Source organism: uncultured Corynebacterium sp. (assembly GCF_937999985.1).
Taxonomy (GTDB): domain Bacteria; phylum Actinomycetota; class Actinomycetes; order Mycobacteriales; family Mycobacteriaceae; genus Corynebacterium.
Genome location: NZ_CALLDG010000032.1, coordinates 1 through 2097, shown reverse-complemented (window position 1 = coordinate 2097; position 2097 = coordinate 1). Strand labels below are relative to the sequence as shown.

The 2097-nt window shown below is 55.8% G+C and carries 3 protein-coding genes; 1 reads left to right on the top strand and 2 read right to left on the bottom strand.

Annotation, left to right across the window (positions count from 1 at the left end; all coding sequences use genetic code 11):
- Positions 1-556 (top strand): hypothetical protein (locus tag Q0331_RS01435; protein WP_298074232.1); only part of this gene is annotated, 556 nt, incomplete at its 5' end.
- 34 nt (positions 557-590) lie between these two features.
- On the opposite strand, the gene Q0331_RS01430 is transcribed toward Q0331_RS01435, so the two are convergent.
- Together Q0331_RS01430 and Q0331_RS01425 are read right to left on the bottom strand one after the other, a co-directional pair.
- Positions 591-860 (bottom strand): hypothetical protein, encoded by a 270-nt coding sequence (locus Q0331_RS01430; RefSeq protein WP_298074230.1) that lies wholly within the window; start codon positions 858-860, stop codon positions 591-593.
- A gap of 118 nt (positions 861-978) precedes the next feature.
- Complete coding sequence (locus tag Q0331_RS01425) at positions 979-1977, bottom strand: Imm51 family immunity protein (protein WP_298074228.1); 999 nt, start codon at positions 1975-1977, stop codon at positions 979-981.
- Positions 1978-2097: the final 120 nt, after the last annotated feature.

The following is a 2097-nucleotide window of genomic DNA, read 5'->3' as shown; positions in this document are numbered from 1 at the left end:
AGATGTGCAAGCTCAGCCAATGCGGGGACCGTTGGGTGCGTGGGCAGCGGGAGATGTGCTTGGGTTGGCGGCGACGGAACCGCTGGATCTGACCCGCAAGAAGATGGAGAATTTTGCGGATAGCTCCGGGGCAGTTCCGCTGTTGACTGCTTCGCAAGGTACTCAGGGGCAGATGACTGCTGATGTACTGGATACGGTGGTTAGTCGTGCCCAGCACAGGTGGCCAATTGTTGTGGTGAACTTGCCTTATACGTGTGCCGGGGAGACCATTGCCGCGGGCACAGCTATGGCGGATCATGTGCTGTTGGTGGCTGACAGACACCATGAACAGCATGGGTGGCTGTACCAGCCGGGGCACCACCTGACGGAGCTGGCGCAGTCCAGGAAGGTGACTGTTGTCAAGGTGGGGGCAGCTGCGGTTGATTTGCCGCAAGATACGGTGGTTCTGCCAAGCGTAGATGCTCATTCGACGAGCAGGTCGCGGATTGTTCCATCGACGAACCCGGAGGACGTGTCGATGTATCACCGTTTGCTGACGAGAGTTTTCGGTAGTTGAGGCCCCTACACACCGCTAGTTGTTGCGAGATTCCCTAGCCGGTGCGGAGACCAGGGAGTAGAACGTGGCGCCGACCTGGTATTGGATCCAGTTGGCTGCTGGGGTTTCTGGTGCCACCCGTGGTCACATTTTGCGCTGCTTTTTGTGATGACGGTGGTGGCACCTGTGGTGCCTGGGTGCCGGGTTCGATGGTTGTGGTGGTGCCGTCAGGGTAGGAGGTGTCTTGGATTGTGCCTTCGGGGGTGATGATGCGCCAGACGTCGTCGCCGGTGTCGTCGCCCCAGTAGAGGATGTTGGGGACCATGCCACCGGTGCCGACTTGGGCGGTGACACGGCCGTGGTCATCGTAGCGGTAGTGATACGCAGCACTATTCCGGTCGGCTGGCTGGTTTCTAGTGTGTCAGGATAAAAGAGCTTGTCTGTTAGTCGTCGAAGTCTGTTCCTGCGGCTTTAGCTTGGTTGAGGGTTTGTTGCAGATTGTTGGTGTCGTTGAACAGATCAGTGAGTTGGGCGTGGAGTGGTTGCAGGGTTTCGGTGGTGCCGATGAGGCTGAACATGCCCGCGTCGCTGTCGAACTCGATGCCGTTGGTGGTGACGCCTGTTTGTCGGAGTAGGTACTTTGCGAGGTTGTCGAGGAAGTAGCCGTTGGGTGTGTGTCCTGCTTGTTCTATGACGCCGACTGCTTCTTCTGGCATGGTGTCCATGGCGGCGAACAGGGTGGTTAGACTGTCGATTTCTGCGAGGTGGAAGAGTGGTTGGTCTTCCTGCTGCGTGTTGGTTGGCATCGTGTCTTGTTCCTGGTTTTCGGTGAAGTCGGGGTGTGCGGGGCGCGGGGTATCGATTAGTCCGTAGTAGGCAAGTGCATCTTCAAGGGCGAACTCGATGTGAAGATCCATGAGGAGGCCCGCTGGCATAAAGTAAGTACCCTCCGGTGCTTCATCGACGATGCCCCCTTGAGGTGGGTTCGTGTCGTGAATGGTGAATTTTATGATTCTTTCGTCCTTGGGAACGAAAGTGCCGAGCCGATTTTCTGGCAATGTTTCAGCAGCCGGAACGAACGCTTGTTCGGCTGGGGCCCAAGGCATGGACATTTGGTAGTAAAAGTAGCGATCGAAGGGGATGGGCACAGGAGCTGCTTTGTCGCGAATCGGAGTGAAGCAGCCTCCCTTTTTGAAATCCTGCTTTCTGATCTCTAACGGCGGGATTAGTAGTTCGTTCTTTTCGATGAGTGGGTACCAGGTGGTGTCTTTGGGGTCAGATACGATCGCTCGGTAGGGATGAATCATCACGGCTGCGCCGAAGAATGCTTCGGTGGAGGTCGCACCAACAGGGATGTATCCGAGGGTGGTTTTCATCAGGTAGAGCCGTCCGGCTTTAGGGCGGCTGCCTTTGGGGGTGTCGAATACTAGTTTTAGTGCCATGTTTTTAACGTACCTTGCTAGCGAATTGGTCTACCCAGTCCTTGCCGAAAGCTGTTGCTTGGTCATAGAACTCATGATTTGGGCTCATACTGTTTATCTTATTTTCTAGGTTACCTACCT

What these genes read in the sequence shown, in the direction of transcription:
- Q0331_RS01430 (WP_298074230.1), bottom strand. Translation starts at nt 860, where the DNA reads ATGGTCCCCAACATCCTCTACTGGGGCGACGACACCGGCGACGACGTC.
- Q0331_RS01425 (WP_298074228.1), bottom strand. Translation starts at nt 1,977, where the DNA reads ATGGCACTAAAACTAGTATTCGACACCCCCAAAGGCAGCCGCCCTAAA.